This is a genomic window from Nostoc sp. UHCC 0252, from assembly GCF_034931145.1.
Taxonomy (GTDB): domain Bacteria; phylum Cyanobacteriota; class Cyanobacteriia; order Cyanobacteriales; family Nostocaceae; genus Nostoc.
Map to the genome: position 1 here is coordinate 15,631 of NZ_JAYGHE010000014.1, position 23,179 is coordinate 38,809.

A 23,179-nucleotide genomic window follows, 5' to 3' on the forward strand; every position below is an offset into this window, starting at 1 on the left:
AAAGCATATAAAAAATACACCGATTTATCCGGTGTATTTCTAGCGTTACTAGAGCATATACTTTTGATAATGTTTTACACTAAATCCTGATGAGTAAAAGCTTTAGCATTCGCCCCAGTGTAAGTAGCTACAATATGTCCATCGCCAGTCATTTGATATTTATATGTCACTAACCCTTCTAAACCAACGGGGCCGCGAGGAGGCATTTGTTGCGTACTAATCCCGACTTCTGCACCGAAACCATAGCGGAAACCATCAGCAAATCGGGTAGAACAATTGTGGAATATATTGGCTGAATTTACCAGTCCAAAGAAAGTTTCCACAGATGCTGAATCTTCAGTAATAATCGCGTCAGTATGACGAGAACCATATTCGTTAATATGCGCGATCGCACCTTCTAAAGAGTCTACAATTTTAATCGACAAAATAAAATCGCTGTATTCTGTTTCCCAGTCTTGCTCTGTTGCAGCTACGATATTAGGCAAAAGTTCTAAGGTGCGTTTATCACCTCTTAATTCTACATGACGTTCTTGCAAAGCCTCAGCAACTTTCGGTAAAAACTCTGTAGCAATTGATTGGTGAACTAGCAAAGTTTCAATTGCATTACAGACAGCAGGATATTGCGCTTTTGCATCAACAGTAATCGGAACTGCTTTAGAAATATCAGCCGCTTTATCTATATAAAGATGACAAATACCATCGGCGTGGCCTAATACAGGAATCCGTGTATTTTCTTGTACGAACCGGACAAAGGAATTAGAACCTCTAGGAATAATTAAATCTACATATTTATCTAACTTCAAAAGTTCTAGAGTTTCTTCTCTAGTTGTTAATAACTGCACTGCATCTGGATTAACAGCAGTTTGAGATAATCCTTGTTTAATTGCTTTAACTATTGCTTCACAAGAACGTACCGCTTCCTTTCCGCATTTGAGAATTACACCATTTCCCGATTTAATCGCCAAGGAAACAATTTGAATCGCCGCTTCTGGACGGGCTTCAAAAATAATCCCCAAAACACCTAAAGGACAAGTAATTCGTTTGAGAATTAAACCAGTATCAAGTTCGCGGTGAATCTGGACTTTACCAATTGGATCGGCTAGCTTACCAACATCTCGTACCCCAACGATCGCATCTCTTAATTTATGTTCATCTAACTGCAAGCGTTTATAAAGCGGTTTGGGAATTCCTTCGGCATTAGCAGCTTCACAATCAGCGATATTTGCTTGTAAAATTTCATCTTTAGCTGATTCTAAAGCTTCTGCGATCGCAACAAGTGCCTGATTCTTTGCCTCAGTGGAGAGAATCGCCAGCTTACTTGCAGCTTTGCGGGTTTGTCCTGCGATCGCAATTAGGGGAGAACTAATATCAAAAATAGTCATAGCAAAAATCTTTACCTTTTCTTCATCTTATCAATCTGAAGTTGATTATTGCTTCTCGTCTTCCCCCAATCGGGTGAACCATTTGGGTAATCAGCAATTACTCTGATCGGGTGAAGCAAAACCGGGTTCAAAACATTTATTCTTTGAATATGAAATACAGAGGCGAGCAAAAGTAAAAACTTTACTTTTATATAAACAAACTAAGTATTAACACAGGCAAATTTAAAAGCCTTAAAAATGATTTATGCGTACCATAGGCTGGAGAGACATTATAATTTATGTTTCTCTAGCCTTTTTCTTAAGTGAATAATTTATACTGCCATTTTTTGAACTTTTGCGAAATTGTAGTGACGAAAGTTGGATCTATTGAGTATTGATGGATAAATACTACTCCTTTACTAGGGAGATCATAATGTCATTGCAATCTGGATTAGATGCCTTAAAAGATAAGCGTTATCAAGAAGCGGTTGAATTACTTGAACAATTCTGCCGTGATTGCGCTGAACACAATTCTTCAGATTATCTTTCAGCACAGATGTGGCTGATGAAAGCCTATCAAGCCACAGGCGAAACCGAAAAAGCCAAAATCCTGTGTCAAAAGTTAATGATGAGTGAAAACCCACAAGCTCGCGGTTGGGCAGAACAAGCTAGTCAATCTTTCCGCCAAACGCCAGCAACCCAATCTAACGCCAGCCAAAAAGCTGGCCGTGCTGTCACTACTGGGATGAAATTAGCGATGGGGGGTGTGGGTGGTAGTTTGGCATTAGCTTCTGGTGTCACCATGACCTTGCTGTTTGGTATGGTGTTCGCTTTAGGTTTGAGCTTAGTATTTATTTTGGGTAGCAACGATCCACTCCAAGGGTTAGCGATCGCTATTGGTATTACCCTAGTTTTTAATATCGTCGCCTTCTTCCTGTCTCCATTTATCATGGACTTAACTCAAAGCTGGCTTTACCAAACTCGTTGGGTAGAGTTAGCTGAAGTTGAAAGTCTTAGTCCAGAGACAGCTAAAGTTATTCGCCAAGTCTGTGAACAGAAAAATCTGAAAGCACCACGGCTAGGAATTATTAACGACCAAAACCCCACAGCTTTTACTTATGGTTCATTACCGAATAGCGCCCGCTTAGTCGTCAGCCAGGGACTTTTCACATATCTGGATGATGATGAAATTGCTACTGTTTATGCTCACGAACTAGGTCACATTGTCCACTGGGACTTTGCAGTGATGACTATAGCTTCTACCTTAGTGCAAATCTGCTACCTCATTTACATCACAGCTAGAAGATTAGGGCGGGGTGGCGATAGCAAGATTAAAGATGCCATACAAACTGCTGGTTTAGTTGCCTACGTCTTCTATATGATTGGTACTTATCTACTGCTGTACCTCTCTCGGACACGAGAATACTTTGCTGACCACTTTGCAGCCGAAAGTACAGGTAATCCCAATGGATTATCCCGCGCTTTGGTGAAGATTGCCTACGGGATATTAGAAGAAGGTTCGCGGACACAAGAACCCAGCCGTTTAATTGAAGGGACTCGCGCCTTGGGTATCTACGATCATAAAGCCGCCGCTTCCACAGGAACCGCTTATCGCATTGCATCCGATACCCAAAAAATTGGTCGCGTCTTTCTCTGGGATATGTTTAACCCCTGGGGCTGGTGGATGGAATTAAATTCAACTCATCCATTGACGGGTAAACGAGTTCGTGCATTAAGCACTTATGCCGAACAATTGGGTTTACCGACTGAGTTTGATATGGGGCGAGTTATTGGAGAAGGCAAAACTCTGAGTAAGAGTAGGCTTTACGGCAACTTCTTTTTAGATGTTGTCCTTTATGGCGCTGAAACAATTGGTTTCTTGGTTGGTTTGGTAATGGGTGTGATTCTATGGTCAAGTTCCCCAAACACAGGTTTAGCATTTGGTGCGCCACTTATCGGCTTAGGAATGGGGATTCTAGTTAAAGCCTTGGTGATGTTCCCTAATTACAAGCAAGCAGCAGAAACTGACATTCTCACGCTGATGTCAGACCCTTACGCCAGTCCGTTACGTGGACAACCAGCAAAACTTGAAGGTCTACTAATTGGTCGCGGCGACGCTGGTTATAAATTTGGTTCTGATTTAAAAATTCAGGATCGTAGCGGAATGCTTTATTTGCATTACGCCTCACGCTTTGGCCCTATCGGCAATTTCTTGTTTGGGATGAAGCGAGTCAAAAGCTTGATTGGTGAACAAGTGGGGGCTGTGGGTTGGTTCCGTCGGGGTGTTGCACCTTGGATGGATCTGATTCAACTCCAGAGTGAAAATGGCACTATTGTCAACAGTTACCATCGCTTCTGGTCATTCATCCTTGGTGGTGGATCGATTATTCTGGGAGTGGTCTTGACTATGTTTTTGAGCAACTAGCTGATACCATTTTGGATTTTAGATTTTGGATTGGGAACGGCCTTTTATATCTGGGTTATATTAGTCTATCTGTGGTAATTATTTTTCAAACTGGTATGACTTTATAGCCTGCTTTCAAAGCATTTCTCAGTCCATCCAAGCTTTAATTAATAAGGAGGTAGTAATAACTGCCTCCTTTTTTGCATAAACATGGTTTCAGTTTCAATATAATGCCGAGTATGTTGTTTAATATATTGATTCCACAGTATGACTGGATTGTAGTTGGTGGTGGAATTGCGGGTGCTGCACTCGCTTATGAATTAGTAAAAACAGGTTTTGCTGTACTTTTATTGGAGCAATGCGAAACACCACAGAATGCAACTCGCTATAGTTATGGTGGGCTTGCTTATTGGTCGGGGAATACGCCATTAACTCGTCAATTGTGCGAAGAAGCGATCGCGCGTTACCATATCCTATCTCAAGAGTTAGACGCTGATATCCAGTTTCGGGAATTAGATTTATTACTTACTATTTCAGCCGCTAGTGACCCAGAAGCAACGGCTGCATCATATAATCATTCTGCCATTCCACCCCGTTTACTCAGTGTCCAAGAAGCTTGTGAGTTGGAACCACAGCTAAATCCAGAAGCGATATCTGGTGCTTTAACTGTTAAACATGGTCATATTCATCCAGAAAAAACATCACTTGCTTACATTCAAGCTTTTCTGCGGGCTGGCGGTGAAATGCAGATTACCCAAGTATTACAAGTACTGCAAGATGGTGTAAAAACCACAACTGCAACTTACCACAGCGCGAATGTTGTTATTTGTGCGGGTGGACTCAGCCGCCAGTTATTAAAATCTGCTGGTATTCCCGTCAAGCTGTATTTTACCCATGCAGAAATTATTGAAACTCCGCCTGTAGATGTGCAGTTACGCACCTTAGTTATGCCAGCTAATATGCAACGTCTTCAACTAGAAGCTGAATCTTCTCAAGTTGATGAATTATGGGATGAATCAGGTAATGAGTTAGTAACACCGATTTTAGATGCGGGTGCAATTCAGTTTCAAGATGGTAGCTTCCGCATTGGCCAAATTAGCCGGGCGATCGCAGATCCTCATGCCAAGGTAAACTCAGAGTCAAGCGAAAAGTGGCTGCGAAAAAGTGTCGGTGAGGTTTTACCAGCATTGGGAAATTTACCAGGAACTTGGCATCATTGCTTAGTGGCATTTAGTAGCGATCGCCTGGCGTTTATTGGTACTATCCCAGCATTTGAAAACGTTCATTTGTTCTCTGGGTTCAGCAATCCTTTAGTAATCATACCACCTTTAGCAAAGCGCTTTGCTAATTTTGCATCTGGTAAGAAAGATGAGATTATTATCCAGCTATCTCTTCCTCACTAATAATAATTTCATAATCCCAAGCTTAATAAAGATTAATATTGTAAAGTTGTTTTTTTGTTACAAAAATCATACATTTTGTATCAAAGGTAACTTTTTACTAGTAAACTATCGCACTATCATCACACTTTAAAGTTTAATATTGTCAGCTTTCTATTAAGTTGATTGATTGATCGAGAGGAAAATTCATAAAAAGATGAGAAGACAATTTAACAGACGCAAGTTTTTAATCTACGGTTCTGCAACTTTTGGAAGCAGCTTTTTTATCAAAGCTTGTGCGAATAATTCTCCGACTACTACAGAGAATCCAGCAGCAACTCCGGCTGCAACTCCGGCTGCTGCTACTGCTGGTGACACCATCAAAGTAGGTATTTTGCACTCTTTGAGTGGTACGATGTCTATTAGTGAAAAAAGTGTTGTCGATGCTGAAAAATTAGCAATTAAAGAAATTAACGCTGCTGGTGGTATCTTAGGTAAACAAATTGAAGCAATTACCGAAGATGGTGCTTCTAACTGGGATACTTTTAGAGAGAAGGCAACTAAGCTAATTGATCAAGATAAAGTCGCTGTAGTTTTTGGTTGTTGGACTTCTGCTAGCCGTAAAAATGTCAAGCCAGTATTTGAGAGCAAAAATCACATGCTCTGGTATCCTGTGCAGTACGAAGGGCAAGAGTGTTCTAAAAATATTTTCTATACTGGTGCTGCACCAAATCAACAAATTGAACCATCTGTTGATTGGTTGTTGAAAAATAAGGGCAAGGAATTCTTCTTAGTTGGCTCTGACTACGTTTTTCCCCGCACTGCTAACACAATTATTAAAGCTCAATTAGAAGCTTTAGGTGGAAAAACAGTTGGTGAAGATTATTTACCTCTTGGCAATACAGAAGTTACACCTATCATCACGAAAATAAAACAAAATTTGCCTAATGGTGGCGTGATTTATAACACCCTAAATGGTGATAGTAATGTCGCTTTCTTTAAACAATTGAAAGGGGCTGGATTGACACCAGATAAATATCCCTCTATGTCTGTTAGTATTGCCGAAGAAGAAGTCAAAGCAATTGGTGTAGAGTATCTCAAAGGTCATTACGCTGCGTGGAATTATTTCCAAACAGTAGATACACCTGCTAACAAAAAGTTTGTTGCCGCTTTCAAGAAAGAATACGGTGAAAATCGGGTAACAAATGACCCAATGGAAGCAGGATATATTGCAGTTTATTTGTGGAAGCAAGCAGTCCAAAAAGCTGGAACTACTGATTTAGAAAAAGTGCGGACTGCGGCTTTTGGTCAAACTTTAGATGCACCTGAAGGGAAAGTGACAATGGATGCCAATCATCACATATCCAAAATTGTGCGGATTGGTGAAGTCAGACAAGATGGTTTGTTTGATATTGTCTATGCTACTCCTGCACCAGTTGAACCAGTTCCTTGGAATCAATTTGTGAAAGAGACTAAAGGATTTGCTTGTGATTGGACTGACCCAGCGAAGGGTGGTAAGTACAAGAAAGCGTAAATAATTCGTAATTCGTAATTCGTAATTAGTTACGAATTACTTTGTAGGGTGCGTTATAGCGAAGTGCAACGCACCATTTATTTCGGTACGTTACGGTAAAAATATTTATTGTTGCTATGTTTAGTCACTTGTGCTGTAACACAGTCTAAACATAATTACAATTATTATGTGAGGAAAAAAGTGTTTGCAGGAATTTTAGAAGCTGTATTTAATGGCATTAGTATTGGTGCTGTATTATTAATTGCTGCACTTGGACTAGCAATTATTTTTGGATTGATGGGTGTCATCAATATGGCACATGGTGAATTGATGATGTTCGGCGCTTATACAACATTCGTTGTGCAAAATGTCTGCAAACAATTGGGTGGAATATGGTTTGAAGCCTATATATTTTTAGCTTTGATTATCGCTTTTATTTTCACGGCTACTGTGGGATTAATCCTAGAGAAAGGTGTGATTCGTTATCTCTATGGACGACCATTAGAAACTCTCTTGGCAACTTGGGGAGTAAGTTTGATTTTTCAGCAGCTTGTTCGCAGTGTCAATTGGGTATTAATAATTGGCATTGCCATATTTTCTCTGTTATTTTTTGGCGGGTTATGGATTTTAAATTCCCGCACAGATTTGGGAAGAATTCGTAATTGGATTGCAACGGTGATATTTTTATTATCGTTGGGGGTGACAATAGCAACGGGCAATTTCTTGAGTCAAACTTATCAGCTAGCAGTAACTCAACCTTGGTTTGGCGCTCAAAATGTGGATGTAACAGCACCTACTTGGTTACAAGCGGGGATATCTTTGGGTGGTGTGCAATTGCCATTTGCTAGGTTATTTATCATTGCTTTAACAATAATCTGTGTTTCGGGAATTTATTTATTTTTACAACGTTCTAGCTGGGGTTTAAGAATTAGGGCTGTGACGCAAAACCGAAGTATGAGTGCTTGTTTGGGTATCCCAACTCAAAAGGTTGATGCAATTACTTTTGCACTGGGTTCTGGTTTAGCGGGTGTGGCTGGATGTGCGATTAGTTTACTCGGTTCTGTAGGGCCAAATACTGGGCAAAACTATATTATTGATACTTTTATGGTTGTTGTTGTTGGGGGTGTGGGTAATTTAGCCGGGACGATTGTGGCGGCGTTGGGTATTGGGACGGCTAATTTTTTAATTGGTTCTGGGACTTTGGCTTTGTTGTTGAGTCCTGTTAAGCCTTTGGCTGATTTGTTTACTTTTTTTGCAACGACGAGTATGGCGAAGGTGATGGTGTTTGCGCTGATTATTGTGTTTTTGCAGTGGAAGCCTGGGGGGATTTTCCCGCAGAAGGGACGTACTGTTGATGTTTAACGAACCGCAGAGACGCAGAGGACGCAGAGAATGAGGAAGAGGGGAGGAGGGTTATTAATTGAGGTGGGGGTGGTGGTTGCGATCGCACTCTTCCTTATAATGATTATGCCACTGGTGCTTTCGGAGTTTCGCCTAAATTTGTTGGGGCGATTTCTCTCGTTGGCGATTGTGGCTTTGGGTATTGATTTGATTTGGGGGTATACTGGTTTATTGAGTTTGGGACATGGTATTTTCTTTGGTTTGGGTGGATATGCGATCGCAATGTACCTAAAACTGCAAGTCCCGACTGGAGAATTACCTGATTTCATGGGGCTTTATGGAGTTACAGAACTTCCCGCCTTTTGGCAACCTTTTTATTCTTTTCCCTTGACAATAGCTTTGGTGGTACTAATTCCAGGGTTATTGGCAGGATTATTGGGATATTTGGTTTTCCGTAATCGCCTCAAGGGTGTTTATTTTTCCATCTTGACTCAGGCGGGAACTATTGTATTTTTCAACTTCTTTAACGGTCAACAACAATTTTTCAACGGTACGAACGGACTAATAGATTTTACAACTTTGTTTGGGGCAACGGTCAGTGATGCCAAAACGCAGTTTGTTTTCTACACCCTGACGGTAGTGTTTCTCGCAATCACCTACGGTATTTGTCGCTGGTTGACAACTGGGCGCTTTGGGAGATTATTGATAGCGATTCGTGATGATGAAAGTCGGGTAAGATTTTCTGGCTATGACCCTACAGATTTTAAGGTGCTAGTGTTTGCAGTTTCAGGTGCGATCGCAGGCATAGCAGGAGCATTCTACACCATTCAGAGTGGTTCTGTCTCACCCAGAGCAATGGATATTGCTTTTTCGATTGAAATGGTGATTTGGGTAGCTGTGGGCGGACGCGCTACTTTGATTGGTGCGATTGTGGGAACTTTATTAGTAAATTATGCCCGTACTTTTTTAAGCGAACAATTTGCTGAAATCTGGCTATTTTTCCAAGGCGCATTATTTCTGATAGTCGTCACAGTGCTTCCTGACGGTATCGTGGGATGGTTGCGTAGCCAGAATATTTCCTTTTTCGACCGTCGTCAAGAAATTGCTACATATCCCACCTTGGAAGAAGACCCGGAAGTGCAACATGAACGCGAAAATATTGGAAACTGAAAACGTAACTGTTAGTTTTGACGGATTTAAGGCTTTAAATCAGCTTAACTTTAGTATGGATGTGGGTGAGTTACGAGTAGTAATTGGCCCCAACGGTGCAGGAAAGACAACGTTTCTGGATGTGATTACCGGGAAAGTGCAACCAACTATTGGGCGGGTTTTATTTAAAGGAAGAAACCTCCGTTCTTTACCTGAATATAAAATTGCGCGATTGGGAATTGGGCGCAAGTTCCAAACACCTCGAATTTACTTAAATTTAACGCCCCGTGAAAATTTAGAGATTACCAGTAATAAGAAGAAAAATGTATTTTCTACATTGTTTGAAGCTTCTAATACTGTTGAAAAGAATAATATTAAAGGATTGTTAGAAACCATCGGTTTAACTCCGAAAGCAGATATTAGAGCAGGTTTACTTTCTCACGGAGAAAAGCAACGTTTAGAAATTGGGATGTTAGTAGCACAGTCACCTGATTTATTACTTGTTGATGAACCAGTTGCGGGTTTAACAGATGAAGAAACATACAACATTGGTGAATTACTTCTAGCATTAGCACAAAGTCATTCCATTTTAGTAATTGAACACGATATGGAATTTGTGCGTCAAATTGCTAAGAAAGTAACAGTATTACATGAAGGTTCGGTGCTGTGCGAAGGTAATTTTGAGGAAGTACAAAATGACTCTCGTGTAATTGAAGTCTATCTGGGGAAACAAGAAGACTAAATTTTTAGCACTACAAGGCTTAGATATACTATATTTATAAGCTTAGTGGATGAGGAAATATGAAGTTCAATGTAACGATTGATCGTGATGAAGATGGTGCATGGATTGTAGAGTGCCCCAGTATTCCGGGTTGTGTTAGTCAAGGTCAGACTAAGGAAGAAGCATTAGAGAATATCAAAGATGCAATAGCTGCCTGCCTACAAGTTCGTGCCGAGCGCGGTTTGCCACTTACCATAGAGACTCACCAAGTAGAGGTTGTGGCTTAGTTATGGCGTCTACTCTTCCTGTTCTTAGCGGACGTGAAGTTGTTCGTGTATTTGAGTCATTTGGCTGGGAAGTTGCACGTCAAAGTGGAAGCCATATCATCCTGGTTAAGGAAGGAGAGTTAGCCACACTGTCTGTTCCTGAGCATCGTGAAGTAGCAAAAGGAACGTTGCGAAGTTTGATTCGCACTGCTGGGCTTACAGTCAACGAGTTTGTTTCTGCAATTTGATGCGGAGTGCATCCCAGTTTTTATTTTTTAATAAGATTCTATTCGCCTAGTAATTCTGCTCGATTTGCACTGTTAAACACCTGCTCTACTGTTAGCGCCCAATCAGCAATTACCACTGATTCCATGCAAGCCGCACCTGTAAATACTTTATCCTCATACTGTCCCTCAACCCACTGGCAAATTGTAATTTGTTGCATTTGTGCGTCAACAATCCAATACTCCAATATTTCCCTAGCGGCATACTCCGTCCGCTTGTAGCGATAATCACGAACGCTGTTTGCTGTTCCCGGAGAAACAATTTCAATCACTAGCGCAGGCGGTGGCATATCACGAGTGAGGGTGGCACGAGTAGCACCGATAAGGGCAGCATAAGATTCTTCTGTGTGAACCATTAAGTCAGGTAAACGACATCTCGCCCGTCGCCCCGCCACCTCAATTTCTGTATCCTTGTGGGCAACTAAATAAAATGGGAAATGTTTTAGTAGTTCAACAAATAAAAATCTTGCCAGATTGCTATTTTCCTGACTTTCTGGTGGCATCTCGACTAATTCTCCATCCACCAACTCATAGCGCGTGTCTGTACCATCGTCATAGGTAAGATACTCCTCAAAGGTCAGCAATTTTTGGTTTTTCGCCGTTTGGGTCATTTGCTTTGCTTTCTTACCCTACACAGACTACCACTGAATGTTATTGTCGGAGTCAGTACAGCTTACAAGGTATTCTAACTTGGATATTAACTGAATATTAGGACTTACAATGCTAAAAATCTCTAATCTCAACGTTTACTACGGCGAAAGCCACATTCTCCGCAATGTAGATTTAAGCGTACCATCTGGGCAAATGGTCTGCCTAATTGGACGTAACGGCGTAGGTAAAACCACCCTACTCAAAACAATCATGGGTTTACTCAAACCCCGTAGCGGTACTATTAACTTAGCTGAAGAATTAATTAACTCGAAATCTCCAGACCAAAGAGCAAAGTTAGGAATTGGTTATGTTCCCCAAGGACGAGAAATTATCCCTCGTTTGACAGTCAAAGAAAATCTACTGTTGGGGTTGGAAGCTAGACGCAAGCCAGTAAAAAAAGCAGAAATTACAGAAGAAGTTTTTAGCTTATTCCCGGTGTTAAAAACCATGCTGGCGCGGATGGGTGGTGATTTGAGTGGTGGACAACAGCAACAATTAGCGATCGCACGTGCTTTAATGGGAGAACCTCAATTACTCGTCTTAGATGAACCCACTGAAGGTATTCAACCCTCCATCATCCTCGAAATTGAAGCCGCAGTTCGTCGCATCGTTGAAACCACAGGCATTTCGGTTTTATTGGTAGAGCAACATTTACACTTTGTTCGTCAGGCTGATTACTACTACGCCATGCAAAAAGGTGGTATTGTCGCCTCCGGTTCCACAGATGAACTCAGCCAAGATGTGATTCAACGCTTTTTAGCTGTTTAATAAACCAGAATTCAGAAGTCAGGAGTCAGAATTCAGAATTGAAATGTGACTGGCGGATGTAGCTTGCGCCTCTGTAGGAGTATAAACGGGTTTAATTTCTCCACTTTCTTGTTCTGAATTCGTAATTATAAATTTTGGATTGTCTCTATCAATAGTGTCATCAGCAATCAAATCTGCGGCTTCTTGTAAAAGCTCATGCTGTTCCTTTTGAATTGCTTCTAAGCGACCAGAAATTTCTGCTAATCGTTGTTGCTTACTTAGTTGAAAACTTTCAGGTAACAAAGCTGGCAGATTATTAGTTGTTTTAGTAGCCGTAATTTGTTGAATACCAAAACTGCCAACTTTAGCTAAGGATAGAAAACTAACTTTAATCGAAGCCAGAAGTAATTTTATCGGGACTTGGAGTATTGACCAACTAGCTGTTTCAATTAAGCGGACAATTGCTTTGATGATGCTCCAAAGCAAGGCAAGTGCAAACAGCAAAATCACTATACTAATAATTGGGTGATTAGTCGCCCAACCTAGTACTTGGACTAACCGAAAAAATATCGGGTGTTGTGTCAGCCAATCACTTACAGAAGATGTCATTGCATCTTTAACTGCGCCCGATGTTGTACTTTTAAATTTATCAGCAGTTTGCCAAGTTTGTTCTAAGCTTGTGGTAACTGTATCAATTGCTTTATCAGTCGTTGTAGTTGCTGTTGCTTTCAAAGAGTTCCCAACTTGTTGTGCTGAGTTACTTAGAGAGTTAACGCTTTCGCCCACATAATCTTTCACATTTTGTAAGCGTTGCAAAACTCCGTTGGGTAAATGTATGTCTATTTGGGATACCATAAAACATTTCACCGAGGTTGAAATCTAACCCGTAACCCATCTTTAGGGCGATTAGTGGGAACCGTAACTACCTCTAAACTTTGATTGGGTAATATCTCCCAATCATAACTACGTAGAAGATGAGCAGCAATAATTTTCATTTCCATTTTGGCAAAAGCTATACCAATACAGATGCGTGGCCCGCCACCAAAACCAACTAAACTAAAAGGATACTTTTTGTGTTCTTGGCGCTGGGGACTGAAACGCTCTGGATCAAAAAGCTCTGGTTCAAGGTAGATTTCCTTTAGACTATGAGTTATCACAATTGAATAAAGCAACTGCCAACCAGCAGGAACGTGATAACCTTTAAACTCGAAGTCTTTAATCACACCACGAAACCCACCTCCGACAGGTTGATGCAATCTTTCGATTTCCCACAAAACCTGCTCTAAATAGGGCATTTTCCCCAATTGTTCTAAATCCAAATCACCTTGACTTGCAAGTTGTAATTGTTCAACTCTAGCTTTTTCGAGAACTTCTGGATGACGGGCTAACTCTGTACACAACCAAGTCAGCATCGAAGTAGTAGTTTCATGTCCAGCGAAGAGTAACAGCACCGCTTGAGCAATGATTTCTTTTTCGCTCAGGCTGTTACCATCTTCATCTTTAGCTTTTATCAACAAGCTGATGGTATCTTGAGTTGGGTTTTGCTGACGTTCTCTGACAACTTGAGTGAGATGCTCTAAAATCTGGTTACGTGCAGCTATAGCTTTACCAAATGTCGTAAATGGTAGAGGCAACGGATTAATAGCAAACAACCCATTTGTCAAAGTTGTAAACAGCTGACTGAGGCGCACACATTCAGGCCCAGGACGTGTACCCAACAATAATTGACTCGCAATATCAAATGTTAGTTGTTTAAACTCTTGGAACCAAGTAAACTCCTGTTTTTTCTCCCAATTTTGCAGATAACTACGTGTAATATCTTCCATTGTGGAGGCATAACTCGCCAATGCTGGGCCATGCAACGCCGGCATCATCAAGCGGCGATTTCTGCGGTGTTCCTCTCCATCTTGGAGAAAAAGTGATTCACCCAGTAATGTCTTGAAATTATTAGGCCATCCCTCGCGCCAAGAAAAATTATCGATGTGGCTTGACAAAACGAACTCTAATGCCTCTGGGCCAACCATTACTACAGTAGGTCTGCCAAGAAGATGAGTTTTAAAGATAGAACCATATTGGCGATAGCGCTTTTTGGCGAAATCGCGGTCGAAAACAAAGGAAAGTGTTTCACCTAATACAGGGATACCAAAGCTTCCAGGAGGAATTTGATTACTTTTCATATTTCTCTAACTCGAAGCACTAGTATAAAACCGCAACGCAAATCGCCAAAACCAAGTAGAAGCAAAAAACACGGCTACTGCTAATATTGCCGTGCTTATCAACCAGCTAATTTCACTGCGACCAAGCAATACTTGGGCTGGTACTGTAGTTAAAAAAGTTACTGGCATCACAAAGGTGAAGAAAAAGCGGTAAGCAGTAGGATATGCTGCAATGGGATATCTTCCAGCTTCCAACAAACCACGCAATACATCAGTAGCGTTGTATATTTTGACGAACCAAATACTCATTGATCCCAGCATAAACCACAGGCTGTATAAAATCAGGAAGCTGAACAATAACGGCAATATACCAAGTAAATAGCTGTTTATCCCTACACCAAGGCGTTTACCTGCATAGCCAATAATAATACAACCAAAAATTAGATCCGGCAGTCCCCAAGGTGAAAGGGTATGAGTCGAAAGCCAAAACTGACTGCGGATAGGCTTTAATAATATAAAGTCCAAAGTGCCTTCTTGGACATGGCGGACAATGCGATTCAAGTTAGACGCTAGAAAAGTCGCAGAAAATCCTTGTAGTAAAGTAAAAATTCCTAAAACTATTAAAGCTGCTTCCCATGACCAGCCACTAAAAGTATAGCCAGTGCGGTAAAACAAGAATAGTCCAAAGAGGCTACCCGCAAGATTTCCCAAGCTGGTGAGGGTAGAGATGAAAAAGTTAACACGATATTCTAACTCAGATGCGATCGCAGCACCCCAAAATAATCTTAGTACTTTCAAATATCTTTGCATCTTGCACCTTTAACTCAAAACCTGCTATTTGTCACTACGTTTCCTAAGATTACACAATAACTTTATGTAAATTTAATATTACTTTTTATTCAGGAAAATTGCTAAACGTTAAGATGTTGTGGATCTACTGTTGAAAGGTAAGAAGTTCTATGCATCTGGATTTGCCAGAACTAATGCAATCACTTGGCTGCTTGGGGGTATGAGCAATTGTCTTTGCTGATTCTGGCTTTTTAATTTGTATATTTATTTACTGAGTTTTGCGGAATATTGGTAATCTATGGCTAAACTGTCTAACGAATTGCAACGCTATTTTTTCGATGAAGAACGACCTTCAAAAGTAACTTTGGCAGAGATATTACTGTTGGCAAAAGAAAGAGTTTTTGGATTTTTGCTGGTTATCCTGTCTCTACCTTCCGCTTTGCCAGTTCCAGCACCCGGATACTCAGTCCCTTTCGGTATCCTGATTTTTCTATTATCGATACAGCTAATTGCTGGTGCAAAAACCCTGTGGCTACCCAAGCGGATGATGAATCATCCTATCCAACTCACAACAGTTCAGGGGTTTTTAAAGGCAGGGATTCCTTGGTTAAAAAGAATTGAAGCGATCGCTCGTCCTCGTCTAAGCTATATCTGTACTACTTTACCAGGTAGAGTAACCATTGGAATAGCGATCGCCTTGATGGCGATTTCCATGATGATTCCGATTCCAGGAACTAATACCCTGCCAGCAATGGGAATTTTTGTAACCAGCTTTGGCTTATTGGAAGATGATGGTGCTATTAGCCTCGGTGGTTTAGTGATGTGCGTAATGGGGGCAGCTTTAACTACTTCCATACTATTTGCATTGATTTGGGGGGGTTCCAGTCTTCTCGATATTATCAAGACTTGGCTAGGCCGTTAAACCAATTCGCAATTCGCAATTACGTTTTGTAACGGGGATTTTAAGTAGGCATCGAAACATGCTGCTTCTAGAGGCAGGGGACTAAAGTCCCCAAATTTTGTTAAATAGCAAAAATACCACTTGAGGAGAATGACATAGGAACAGCAGAATTTGATAATCTTCTCATGGCTATGAACCTATATCTGTTGCTAGAAAATCTCCTCTTTTTCCTCATTGCCACACTTTTTATTGTGGTTGTGAACTGGGGGTGGAAACACACAAAGCCTTATACGTTACCTCTACCATTTCCCGATTGGTATAAAATCTGGTTTGGCTCAGTGCAACTGTTAGGAGGATTACTGCCCTTGGTAGTGATGCTATTGTGGGGTGTATGGTGGGGCGATCGCACTGTATTAACAGTACTTGGTTGGTATTTTATTGTATTAGGGTTGCAAATCATCTCTGAGATAGTAACACTCAGGCAGTTGCAAAATGTAGTCTGGGTAATGGTTCCCTATATATACTTGCCTTACCGCTTCTGGCAGTTATATGAGGGTTTGACACTTTTGAATTCTAAAAGTGAGTTGGTGTGGTTACGATATTTGTTGATTTTTGAATTAGTGCTGTGGATTGTTAATTACATCATAGATGTGTCTCAATTACCACGGCTGTTTCGCTGGAAAGTTGAATCAAACTCTGATGTTATCTAGGGATTAATTGCAGAATTAGCCATTTTTACCAAAGAAGTGCGATCGCCTGCTTTTAACCCAACAACATATTGCACACCCTGTTGTCTCCAAGTCAAGGTAGCATCTGAGCAACCAGCACCACAAGTAAAATCTACAAAATAGCCAGTGATACCCTTAGTTAGGGATACACGTTTTCCAGTTAGACGGGGTGTTTTGCGGGTTACGACTTCAGCCGTAACAGCGCCCAAACGACAAGCAGAAGCACCATTACAGTCAGGAGTAAAAGCCAATGAAATCTCGTAGCTTTTTTGTGTAGCAGCTTCTATATTTGCGTAAATTGGATTTTCCCCATCCGATTCGGGAATGAACTTCGGCAATAAAATTTTAATTTGAGTCTTTTGCTTTAATTTCGGCAGAATAGATTTAAAAACTGGGTGTGACTGGATTCTACTTTGCCCTTGTGCTATTAGTTGTGATTGGTTGTTTGTATTGGCTATGGCTAAATTGTGAAAGCTACTAACGCTAACTAATAAAAATACACCACACACAGCACTGATATAACTGATCCTTAAAACCATCTTTGATAACCTATTTCATCTAAAGTCTTTATTTGTAATACCCATTTTGAATTGCAAATTACGCATTAAAGAGCGCTTTGAGTCAGCTAAACTAAAGAAGAAATTGCTTAATAAGTTTTAATAATTCTGTTATGAGTAATGCACCTGTTAATTCTCCCGATAAATCTGAATCTCCATTCGGGAAGCGTTTGAGAAACTTCTTAGTTGTAATGGTAGCGATCGCTCTTAGCGTTGCCTTAGTCTTAGGATTGAGAACCGAAACAACCTCAGCAACCCTAGCCAAGTTAAGCGAATCGTCCACACCGCTAGAAGTAGCCGTTAGCAACGGCAAACCATCTTTAGTAGAGTTTTATGCTGATTGGTGTACTGTCTGCCAGAAAATGGCACCAGATATCACTCAACTAGAAACAGAGTATGCTGACAAGATGAATTTTGTCATGTTGAATGTGGATAATACCAAGTGGCTACCGGAAATGTTGAAATATCGGGTAGATGGGATTCCCCATTTTGTATTTTTGACTAAGCAAGGGGAAACCATAGCCCAAGCCGTCGGTGATCAACCCCGGACAATTATGGCTAGTAACTTAGAAGCTTTAGTTACTGGTTCGTCACTCCCTTATGCCCAAGCTAGCGGCAAAGTTTCAAAATTTTCAACCCCAGTAGCACCAACCACTAATCAAGATGACCCTCGCAGTCATGGCAGCCAAGTAGTTGACTAGTAAATTTTATTCTTATACCAATTCTGTATGAAGATGCACAGAATATTAAACGAACCGCCAAGAACGCCAAGAACGCCAAGAATAGAGAGTTACTCACTTAGTGCAGCTTCACATTAAATTGGTATTAGTTTGTACAACACCAATTTCCAATTCCCACCATCAAACAACAGATTGCCGCTTAAGACGCTTGTTCGCATACATTAATTCGTCAGAACTGGCGATTAGTTGTTCTAGTGACATATTACTTCCTGGTGAGTAACGCTCTATCCCTATACTCATCGAAAGTTGATATTTACGGTTCTGCTGTTGATTAAAGTTGGCAGTATTTACTTGCAGACACGCTTCGATGCTATCAGCATCTTTAAAATAGCTGGAGATGAAAACGATGAACTCATCTCCACCTAAGCGGGCAACAATATCTGAGTTCCGAAAACTTTGCTTGAGTAATCGACCGGCATCAACAATCAAGGCATCTCCCATATCATGACCAAGGGTGTCGTTAACCTGTTTTAGTCCATCTAAATCAATGAAGATAACCCAGCACAACAATCTCATCCGGTGAGCAATTTTCAATTGTTGTTCAGCCATCACAAAGAAGCCACGACGGTTATGCAAACCTGTTAGTTCATCAGTTAGCGATAGCTGCCTTCCTTCCATCTCTGATTCTTTGCGGTTGCGAACTTCCTGAATGAGTTCCATCTGAGCGATCGCTTGCCGAGTTAAACGGCGCAGTGCATCTAACTGCTGGTAACTTAGCTGACGAGGAATGATATCCATCACACATAACGTTCCGATGGGCAAACCATTGGGCGTAACTAGTGGCGCACCAGCATAAAAACGAATTTTGAAATTACCTTTAACTAGAGGATTATTAGCAAAGCGATCGTCCTTGATGGCGTTGGGAACCACTAATATATCCTCTGCTTGCAGAATGGCATGGGAGCAAAAAGCCCACTCTCTGGGTGTTTCTCTGGCTTTTAGTCCAATCTTAGATTTAAACCATTGGCGATCGGCATCTACTAAGCTAATTAAAGCAATTGGAGTCTTACAGATATAGGCAGCTAGAGCAGTTAGATCATCAAATGCTTGTTCGGGTAGAGTATCCAGAATATTGTAGCCTGCCAATGCTTTGAGCCTTTCTGGTTCATTTTCAGGTAGAGGTGCAGATGGTGTTTCCACAGGTGAGTGTCTGAGCCTTAGCCACGAAAGTCTGGTACGCTGGAAATTTCGCAACAATCGCAGGGTTAACTCTCCAGCATCAAGGCTGCGTGATATAAACATCTCTGCAACGAAAATCAACATTCGGTTGAATATCCAGAAATATTGTATTGCATGATGTTTTTCATGCCTTTGGTTTGCTCTGTTGTTCATATCACCCTAGCTTTTACTGTGCAAATTCCCTGTGTATCTCTACTACAAGGTCTTGTGCCCAAAGCCAGGTTAAAAATTCTCAATGTAAACTAAAATTTATCAAAACTTATTATACTGTGAAGACTTGATATTTTTGATACTACTAATTTGTGTAGATGCAGAGAAACTATAAGACAACAGCGATCGCTTAATTTTGCAGCCCACTCCAGATCATCTCTGCACAGAAGCGCAGAAATAATCCGATATATAGCGGTTCTCGAATGGAAGCAATACACTTTGACCTCTCTCTTTTTGTAACTTGATTTTATACCAATTGTTTTGGTACAAAGCAGTGATTGATACAGTTTTAATAATCGGTTTCAGCTTTGATCCTTGATAGGAAACTAACATAAGCTGTAGAAAACTTACCAAGCAATTCTGCCGCCTGGGTAAATTTTACCCAAACTAAAAATTGTTAATTTTACTCATAGCAATACTGCGCCATCTTTATTGTGCAGAGATGAGAAAAAACTACAATTTTTAGCGCAAAAATGGAGAGAGTAATGATTACCGAAGAAGACTTAACCCAACAATTTACCCTTATTATTGAGCAAGCTCATCCAGCAGCATGGAAAATATTACGCCACTGCTATGTAAAAGTGCTAAATTCTCGCTCAAAAGGAGCGTATATCGCTCATGCAAAATATATAAGGATTTACTGTCCTGACAGACTGATTTCTGCTGTAGTAGCAGAGAAAAATTTACTGATAGAAGTAGCAGAATATTTAGGCTTAGTTGAAGTTGTTTGTTTAAATGCTACAAATCTGTTGCATGATCCAAAATCACAGATCAAGAAAGTTTATCCTCAATTGTGGTTAGATTTGATGTGGATTGTTACACAAGATAAACAATTATGATAACTGGAATTTTCTGTAATATTAATCCTGCAAAACCCTCAGCTTATTAATGCCTTAAAACGCACAAAAACTTATGAGTCAGCCCTACCTATCTCCAGATGATTTGCCTTCAAATATGACAATTCAGTTGAGTGAAATACTGTTTAGACAACTCAAAGAAGCAACGAAAAAAAACTTTTTCTTAGCGTGCGATGGCGTAACCGCCCACCGTAGGTGATCGCATCACACGCATATTGCTATCAAGTTGCCATTGGTATTTCAAAATTAATAGTTGGATTATGATGTTAATCATGATTTGTCCTGATATAGAAAGTTATCAGAACATCATGAGAACTGTTCCCCAATTTACCAACTTGTTAAAAAGATTTACTAATAGAGGTAGAATTACTGTTAGCCCTCCAGCAGACAAAGGCATTCCGTGGGTACTCAGCATAGACAAATCTTGCCTGAAGAAGACTTACCCACTAGCGGATAAATATACCGGAAATTATTGAAATAGAATTCAGGAGTCAGAATTCAGAATTCAGAATTCAGAATTAATTCTATAGGACTCGATGAATTCCGTTTTGATAATTTCCTCTCCCTGGAGTAATTTTTAGTAACACATCAAACTCGAATTAGTCTTTATACGACTCTAAAATTCCACTGCGAATCATTAGTTGTGGCCAAAACAATACAAAAAATCCCATCCATGTCACTATGGGAATCGATACGAGAACTGTGAGCCAGATAGTTTTAAATAGTAACCAGCTAGCACTAATTAGAGTTACACCTGTGAGAACTATAGACCAGGGTTGACACCACCAAGGTTTGTAGTTCCAAGGGCTTATAGGCTTTTGTTCAGACATTAATTTTATTTAATAAAACTCCAAATCTTCCTTTAACCATTTTTATGGTTAATGATCAACTAGGGTTCCAAAGTTAAACGCGTTGGCTTTGCCCACCGCAGGTATCGCTATTAATATTATCAATATTTTGGTAATATTCGTCAGAAATATAACACTCCAATCTAGGTTAAATTTTAGACTTCTCAATACTCCGTACTCTGGAAGTTTGCTACAGCTAACTTTGGACAACTGAGCGGCTGCCTCTAATTCCCTCCTTTTGACGGGGATTCCTCGTACTTCCTGAGCAATTATTCGTTAAGCATTTCCAAAAATTGTGCCTCGCTCAACTGCGTAATTCCCAAAGAGAGGGCTTTTTCTAATTTAGAACCGGCATCTTCTCCTACCACCAAATAATCTGTTTTTTTACTTACGGAATCAGTAACTTTTCCACCCGCTTTTTGAATTAAAGCCTTTGCCTCATCTCGCTTTAGGGTTGGTAGTGTCCCTGTAACTACGAAAGTCTTACCCGCAAACTTTTGATTACCATCACCAACTGTTTTTGTTTCCTCTGGGGCAGTTAATTGCAATCCTTCCGCTTGCAAGCGTTCTATCAATTTTTGGTTGGCATCAATCCGAAACCACTGGTACACAGATTGAGCAATTTCAGCACCGATACCGTAAATTCCTTCAATATCTGATTGCTTTGCTGTCGCTAACTGATCTACGGTGAAATATTTCTGAGTCAACAATTGGGCATTCACACTGCCAACGTGACGGATACCTAAACCATACAATACCCTTGACCAAGGTTGATTTTTTGATTGAGCGATCGCATCGACTAATTTCTCTGCCGACTTTTTCCCCATCCTTTCCAATGCATACAACTTCTCTGCTGTCAACTCATACAAGTCGGCAACGGAATGCACCAAACCTTTATCAACGAGTTGATGTACCAGTTTTTCGCCTAAACCTTTAATATCCAAAGCATCACGGCTTACCCAATGTTCAATGGAACCTTTGAGAATCGCTGCACAGGAGGCATTGACGCACCGAGTCACCGCCTCACCTGATTCGCGCACCACTGCTTGATTGCATACTGGGCAATGGGTGGGCATAACGAAGGGTTCAGTGTCAGCCGGACGGAGTTCTTTGAGTACTCTCACTACTTCTGGAATAATTTCCCCAGCTTTGCGGACGATGACAGTATCGCCAATGCGGATGTCTAATTGAGTAATGCGATCGCTATTATGTAAAGTGGCGCGAGAAACTGTTGTTCCCGCCAGTTGCACAGGGCGCATTTCTGCTAACGGCGTTAACGCCCCCGTTCGTCCCACATTTACAGCAATATTTTCTACACGAGTAGGTGCTTCTTCGGCTGGGTACTTCAAAGCGATCGCCCAGCGAGGAAATTTCTGGGTAAAGCCTAGCTGTTCCTGAAGTTTAAAAGAATTCAGCTTTACTACTACCCCATCAGTCATGTAGGGTAAATTCAGGCGTTCCGTATCCCAATATTCATAATATTTTGCCACTTCTGCGATCGAGGCACAAAGTTTATGATTTGGGTTCACTTGAAAACCCATCTTTTCTAATAACTCCAACGCTTCCCATTGGGTATTGGCAATACTGGTGTCATCTCTACCAGGAATATGTAACGTGTAGCCAAAGAAAGCTAACCGCCGTTTAGCGACAATGCGCGAATCTAGCTGTCTGAGTGTACCTGCTGCGGCATTACGGGGATTAGCGAATAATTGCTCCCCTGCTTTTTGCCTTTCCTCATTAATTTGTTTAAATACTTCCAAAGGCAAAAATGCCTCACCTCGCACTTCCACCCTTTCTAAAATTTCTAACCCTTCAAAATTCAAACGCAAGGGAATTGAGCGAATTGTCCGCACATTTTGGGTGATATCTTCACCCATCACCCCATCACCCCTAGTTGTGCCTCTAACTAGAATCCCATCTTGGTAGGTAAGAGCCAAAGCAGAACCATCAATTTTGAGTTCAGTGACATATTCCACCGAATCTATTTTCGGTACTTGTCGCCGCCAGCGCTGCTCCCACCCTTGCAACTCATCAATATTAAATGCATTCTCTAGGCTGTACAGGGGGATATTATGGCGCACCGAGGTAAACTGCGTTGCTGGCCTCTCACCCACGCGCTGAGTCGGGCTATCGGCTGCGATCAATTCTGGATATTGAATTTCCAGTTGTTGCAATTCTCGATATAGCTGGTCATAAACTGCATCCTCCATAATTGGAGCATCTAAGACGTAATAAGCATAGCTTGCTTGTTGCAATAACTGGCGCAATTCTTCTATACGTTTTACTTCCGGCTTAATCTGGGTCATTAGAATAATTACAAAATATCTAGTGAATAGAATTTAAAGATAATGAAGTCTATTGTTTGGATAGCCGTGACTAACCTGTGAAATCAAGGCTT

Annotated in this window: 22 protein-coding genes; 13 read left to right on the forward strand and 9 right to left on the reverse strand. The window is 40.8% G+C overall.

Annotated features, from left to right (window positions below):
- Positions 1-74: 74 nt before the first annotated feature.
- On the reverse strand, positions 75-1,382 hold the full coding sequence (locus VB732_RS11300; RefSeq protein WP_323230928.1) for a glutamate-5-semialdehyde dehydrogenase: 1,308 nt from the start codon (positions 1,380-1,382) through the stop codon (positions 75-77).
- 412 nt (positions 1,383-1,794) lie between these two features.
- Between VB732_RS11300 and VB732_RS11305 the strand changes: the two genes are divergently transcribed.
- The 8 genes from VB732_RS11305 to VB732_RS11340 all read left to right on the forward strand — a co-directional run bounded on the left by VB732_RS11305 (position 1,795) and on the right by VB732_RS11340 (position 10,382).
- A complete protein-coding gene (locus VB732_RS11305; RefSeq protein WP_323230929.1) occupies positions 1,795-3,786 on the forward strand; it encodes a zinc metalloprotease HtpX in 1,992 nt (663 codons plus the stop codon).
- Positions 3,787-4,022: 236 nt separating this feature from the next.
- Positions 4,023-5,168, forward strand: a complete 1,146-nt coding sequence (locus VB732_RS11310) for an FAD-binding oxidoreductase (RefSeq protein WP_323231017.1) — start codon at positions 4,023-4,025, stop codon at positions 5,166-5,168.
- 193 nt (positions 5,169-5,361) lie between these two features.
- Entirely contained in the window at positions 5,362-6,678 is a 1,317-nt protein-coding gene (gene urtA / locus VB732_RS11315) for an urea ABC transporter substrate-binding protein (protein ID WP_323230930.1), read from the forward strand.
- A 180-nt stretch (positions 6,679-6,858) separates the two neighbouring features.
- Complete coding sequence (locus tag VB732_RS11320; RefSeq protein WP_323230931.1) at positions 6,859-8,019, forward strand: ABC transporter permease subunit; 1,161 nt, start codon at positions 6,859-6,861, stop codon at positions 8,017-8,019.
- Positions 8,020-8,049: 30 nt separating this feature from the next.
- Positions 8,050-9,168: an urea ABC transporter permease subunit UrtC gene (gene urtC / locus VB732_RS11325; RefSeq protein WP_323230932.1), complete on the forward strand. Its 1,119-nt coding sequence runs from the start codon at positions 8,050-8,052 to the stop codon at positions 9,166-9,168.
- Positions 9,143-9,889 carry an urea ABC transporter ATP-binding protein UrtD gene (urtD, locus tag VB732_RS11330; RefSeq protein WP_323230933.1) on the forward strand — a complete coding sequence of 249 codons (747 nt, stop codon included), beginning with the start codon at positions 9,143-9,145 and terminating at the stop codon, positions 9,887-9,889. Before urtC ends, urtD begins: the two co-directional genes overlap by 26 nt.
- 59 nt (positions 9,890-9,948) lie before the next feature.
- Positions 9,949-10,155: a type II toxin-antitoxin system HicB family antitoxin gene (locus VB732_RS11335; RefSeq protein WP_323230934.1), complete on the forward strand. Its 207-nt coding sequence runs from the start codon at positions 9,949-9,951 to the stop codon at positions 10,153-10,155.
- Between the two features lie 2 nt (positions 10,156-10,157).
- Positions 10,158-10,382 (forward strand): type II toxin-antitoxin system HicA family toxin, encoded by a 225-nt coding sequence (locus tag VB732_RS11340; protein WP_190944452.1) that lies wholly within the window; start codon positions 10,158-10,160, stop codon positions 10,380-10,382.
- A gap of 38 nt (positions 10,383-10,420) precedes the next feature.
- Here VB732_RS11340 and VB732_RS11345 read toward each other — a convergent pair whose 3' ends face one another.
- Positions 10,421-11,029 (reverse strand): Uma2 family endonuclease, encoded by a 609-nt coding sequence (locus VB732_RS11345; protein ID WP_323230935.1) that lies wholly within the window; start codon positions 11,027-11,029, stop codon positions 10,421-10,423.
- Between the two features lie 109 nt (positions 11,030-11,138).
- Between VB732_RS11345 and urtE the strand changes: the two genes are divergently transcribed.
- Complete coding sequence (urtE, locus tag VB732_RS11350; RefSeq protein WP_323230936.1) at positions 11,139-11,837, forward strand: urea ABC transporter ATP-binding subunit UrtE; 699 nt, start codon at positions 11,139-11,141, stop codon at positions 11,835-11,837.
- 18 nt (positions 11,838-11,855) lie between these two features.
- On the opposite strand, the gene VB732_RS11355 is transcribed toward urtE, so the two are convergent.
- The 3 genes from VB732_RS11355 to VB732_RS11365 are packed head-to-tail and all read right to left on the reverse strand — an operon-like array spanning position 11,856 to position 14,782.
- The gene (locus VB732_RS11355) at positions 11,856-12,671 is read right to left on the reverse strand and encodes a hypothetical protein (protein ID WP_323230937.1); all 816 of its coding nucleotides are present in this window, start codon (positions 12,669-12,671) and stop codon (positions 11,856-11,858) included.
- An 8-nt stretch (positions 12,672-12,679) separates the two neighbouring features.
- The gene (locus VB732_RS11360; RefSeq protein WP_323230938.1) at positions 12,680-13,993 is read right to left on the reverse strand and encodes a cytochrome P450; all 1,314 of its coding nucleotides are present in this window, start codon (positions 13,991-13,993) and stop codon (positions 12,680-12,682) included.
- A 6-nt stretch (positions 13,994-13,999) separates the two neighbouring features.
- Positions 14,000-14,782, reverse strand: coding sequence for an ABC transporter permease (locus tag VB732_RS11365; protein WP_323230939.1), 783 nt, complete (start codon positions 14,780-14,782; stop codon positions 14,000-14,002).
- A 277-nt stretch (positions 14,783-15,059) separates the two neighbouring features.
- Between VB732_RS11365 and VB732_RS11370 the strand changes: the two genes are divergently transcribed.
- Both VB732_RS11370 and VB732_RS11375 read left to right on the forward strand, forming a co-directional pair.
- On the forward strand, positions 15,060-15,683 hold the full coding sequence (locus VB732_RS11370) for an exopolysaccharide biosynthesis protein (protein ID WP_323230940.1): 624 nt from the start codon (positions 15,060-15,062) through the stop codon (positions 15,681-15,683).
- Positions 15,684-15,853: 170 nt separating this feature from the next.
- Positions 15,854-16,372, forward strand: a complete 519-nt coding sequence (locus VB732_RS11375) for a hypothetical protein (protein ID WP_323231018.1) — start codon at positions 15,854-15,856, stop codon at positions 16,370-16,372.
- On the opposite strand, the gene VB732_RS11380 is transcribed toward VB732_RS11375, so the two are convergent.
- Positions 16,369-16,929 carry a hypothetical protein gene (locus VB732_RS11380; protein WP_323230941.1) on the reverse strand — a complete coding sequence of 187 codons (561 nt, stop codon included), beginning with the start codon at positions 16,927-16,929 and terminating at the stop codon, positions 16,369-16,371. The genes VB732_RS11375 and VB732_RS11380 overlap by 4 nt on opposite strands.
- 131 nt (positions 16,930-17,060) lie before the next feature.
- On the opposite strand from VB732_RS11380, the gene VB732_RS11385 reads away from it, so the two are divergent.
- Positions 17,061-17,648, forward strand: a complete 588-nt coding sequence (locus VB732_RS11385; RefSeq protein WP_323230942.1) for a thioredoxin family protein — start codon at positions 17,061-17,063, stop codon at positions 17,646-17,648.
- A gap of 159 nt (positions 17,649-17,807) precedes the next feature.
- On the opposite strand, the gene VB732_RS11390 is transcribed toward VB732_RS11385, so the two are convergent.
- Positions 17,808-19,019, reverse strand: a complete 1,212-nt coding sequence (locus tag VB732_RS11390; RefSeq protein WP_323230943.1) for a sensor domain-containing diguanylate cyclase — start codon at positions 19,017-19,019, stop codon at positions 17,808-17,810.
- A gap of 542 nt (positions 19,020-19,561) precedes the next feature.
- On the opposite strand from VB732_RS11390, the gene VB732_RS11395 reads away from it, so the two are divergent.
- Positions 19,562-19,915, forward strand: a complete 354-nt coding sequence (locus VB732_RS11395; RefSeq protein ID WP_323230944.1) for a hypothetical protein — start codon at positions 19,562-19,564, stop codon at positions 19,913-19,915.
- A gap of 617 nt (positions 19,916-20,532) precedes the next feature.
- Here VB732_RS11395 and VB732_RS11400 read toward each other — a convergent pair.
- Together VB732_RS11400 and ligA are read right to left on the reverse strand one after the other, a co-directional pair.
- Positions 20,533-20,763, reverse strand: coding sequence for a DUF6737 family protein (locus VB732_RS11400; protein ID WP_323230945.1), 231 nt, complete (start codon positions 20,761-20,763; stop codon positions 20,533-20,535).
- Between the two features lie 287 nt (positions 20,764-21,050).
- Positions 21,051-23,087, reverse strand: a complete 2,037-nt coding sequence (ligA, locus tag VB732_RS11405) for an NAD-dependent DNA ligase LigA (RefSeq protein ID WP_323230946.1) — start codon at positions 23,085-23,087, stop codon at positions 21,051-21,053.
- Between the last annotated feature and the right edge of the window lie 92 nt (positions 23,088-23,179).